The organism is Microbacterium sp. F2 (assembly GCF_052274505.1).
Classification (GTDB): domain Bacteria; phylum Actinomycetota; class Actinomycetes; order Actinomycetales; family Microbacteriaceae; genus Microbacterium.
Genome location: NZ_JBNVBV010000018.1, coordinates 1 through 2476, shown reverse-complemented (window position 1 = coordinate 2476; position 2476 = coordinate 1). Strand labels below are relative to the sequence as shown.

Sequence of the window (2476 nt, the reverse complement as noted above, 5' to 3'; positions counted from 1 at the left end):
GGGGGGCGTCCCCCGCTTCTATGCGAGCATCGCCGCATAGATATAGAGAGAGAAATGCTAATGCATTGATATATAATGATTATCGAAGGGGCCATGTTTCATAGCTGGTGAAACATCGATGTTTCATAGCTGGTGAAACATGGCAGCCCTATTTGAAACAGGTTGTTTCAGATATGAAACGCTACTAGCTGTTTATGAACAGCAGATTCGGAGGGGCTATGGGGTTATCATTCAGATCGGCAGAAGAGCGGGCGCAGTTCGCTGAACGTCTTGCACAAGGTCGAGACGAAGACGCGAGCAGAGAAGAGCAGAGGACCGCAAATCGGGACTTTTCGCAGGTCTACCCTAAGGGCTGGACTCGCATCCGTGCGCTATTGAACGAGAGTAAGTCTAGGGCTCCGCTGCTCCTTTACACGTTCATCGCGGAACACATGGACGCCGATGGCGGGGCCCTTGTGGTGGATCAAGAAACGTTGTGCGAAGCGCTGGGCGTTTCGAGAACGACGCTCTGGCGAGCGATCACTTTCCTTGAAGAGCGCAATGCGCTCTTGCGTGTGAACGTGGGCGGATCGGTTTCGGCCTATGCCTTGGACCCGACCGAGATCTGGAAAAGCTGGGACCGCGAAAAGGAAAAGGCTGTTTTCCGCACGAAAACTCTTGTTCGCAAGAGCGGCGCGAACGCAGGTGTGAAGCGCCGGATGCAGCTTATGCTATCAGAAGGGCAGCCAGAACTGCCCCTAGATAACGAAGTTTCCTAGACCTCCCAAGGACGGCGCCCGGGCATCGACGTCAGGCCCTCGAAAGTCGCTGGAGCAGCAGCCGGATCGCGGCCGATCCGGACTTCCCGAGTGGCCTCCGCGCCGATGATCGGCCCGCCCTTATGCCCTTTAGACGGCGACCCGTAACGCGATTGCGTGCGTGTCGAAGCATGCCCAAGAGCTTCCGCGATCTTTACCGGATCGTCGCCCCTCCCCTTCATGTCCGAAGCCGACTGATGCCTAAAGCTGTAAGCCGAAATCGCCCCCAATCCGGAACGGCGGCGGATGTCCACGAAATCTGCCGCTATGCGCTTGGCTTTCCTTTGAACGCGGGCGCCCTGTCGATTGCCCAGCATCATCGCGATGATCCGGCCCACTTCGGAGGCCGGATCGACGGCGATCCGGCGGATCGGTTGCCCCTTGTCTGCCGTGACCTTCGCGCCCGGTATTTCGATGACCAGGGCATCACCATCACGCCGGATCGTGACCCCGCGCTCGATCTCTGCGGGCCGGCATCCAGTGGCCCACATAACAGCCACAGCGGCACGTTGCCCCTTGGTCGCGGCATCGAAGGCCACGCGCTGCCACCGCATACGGGGCAGCGTTGACCGCTTCGACCGACGCGGCTTTTCTGGCTCGGGTCTCGTCATTGCCAAGACCTGGCGATAAGCGAGCACGGCATGCCGCGCCCTCTTCGCCGCATCGACCGCCTCCGCCAGATCGAGCGTCCGATCGGTGACGCCGCGCCACCGCCTGCACTCGTCGGCGAGCTGGTAGAGCACCGCCGCCCGAGTTGTGTGCCAGCTCTGGGCCGTCACGCCGTCCATGAGACGCCCCGCGCCCTTCGCCGTGACCTGAACGCGGCTTCTCGCGAGCCGTCGGTAAAGAGCGATGGTGGCATCGCTCTTTACCGAACCGACCCGCTCCAAGATCCCCGTCGTCGCTTTGACGACGGCTGTGGTCTCCTTCACGAACGCGAACAACCTCGCTTTCGTCTCAGGAGGCCACAGCGCGCGACCGTAGGGCTTGCCCTCGGTCTCGCGGCTCTCTCGATCTCCTGCCGTCATCTCGTTCGCGCCTCTCTTCGTTCGGCATCCGTCCGCAGGACGGATAAGGCGGGCTGGGCATACGCCCTTTTCGCCCGCCTGCTGTGGGTGGGTGATAATGTAATTATCGCCCCCCACAGCCACATTATCACCCCCCATCCATATGGGGGGTGATAATGTAAGAAAAAAGCCCTGCCCAGAAGCGCGGACACGCGCTTCTGGGCAGGGCTAAGAAAATAAGAGAGGCGGAGTTTTCTCCGTCTCTCGCCCGTGGACAACCGCCAGCCAGCCCCATGAATGGCGCTGGCGGTTGCCCACCGGCTTCTGTTGCGCACCGCCGGTGAGGCCGTGCGGATGGGGGGTGAGCGCTCCCGCCAAGAGGGGCTGTAGCGATCCCCCCATCCATCCGCCGAAGGCGGATTGCGCCGAAGGCGCCTGGTCGGCTGCCGCCTGGCGCTTCTCCTCTTGTCATCCTCCCCCTCTCCTTCCGCACCTTCCTTCTTGTCATCATCCAGGGGGGGGCGGGGGGGGTCTCCCCCCCGGACGAAACGCATGCGTTTCGTAACGTGAGAATTTGCAAAATTATCGGGGGTGCGGGGGGCGTCCCCCGCTTCTATGCGAGCATCGCCGCATAGATATAGAGAGAGAAATGCTAATGCATTGATATATAAT

2 protein-coding genes are annotated in these 2476 nt (G+C 60.8%); one reads left to right on the top strand and one right to left on the bottom strand.

All coding sequences use genetic code 11. The features are described 5' to 3' along the window. The first annotated feature begins 194 nt into the window (after nt 1-194). Nucleotides 195-758 carry a helix-turn-helix domain-containing protein gene (locus ACQVDU_RS15805; RefSeq protein WP_443477642.1) on the top strand — a complete coding sequence of 188 codons (564 nt, stop codon included), beginning with the start codon at nt 195-197 and terminating at the stop codon, nt 756-758. Here ACQVDU_RS15805 and ACQVDU_RS15800 read toward each other — a convergent pair. Next, nucleotides 755-1825 (bottom strand): site-specific integrase, encoded by a 1071-nt coding sequence (locus tag ACQVDU_RS15800; protein ID WP_443477641.1) that lies wholly within the window; start codon nt 1823-1825, stop codon nt 755-757. The two genes, ACQVDU_RS15805 and ACQVDU_RS15800, sit on opposite strands and share 4 nt — an antisense overlap. Nucleotides 1826-2476: the final 651 nt, after the last annotated feature.

What these genes read in the sequence shown, in the direction of transcription:
- ACQVDU_RS15805 (WP_443477642.1), top strand. Translation starts at nt 195, where the DNA reads ATGAACAGCAGATTCGGAGGGGCTATGGGGTTATCATTCAGATCGGCA.
- ACQVDU_RS15800 (WP_443477641.1), bottom strand. Translation starts at nt 1,825, where the DNA reads ATGACGGCAGGAGATCGAGAGAGCCGCGAGACCGAGGGCAAGCCCTAC.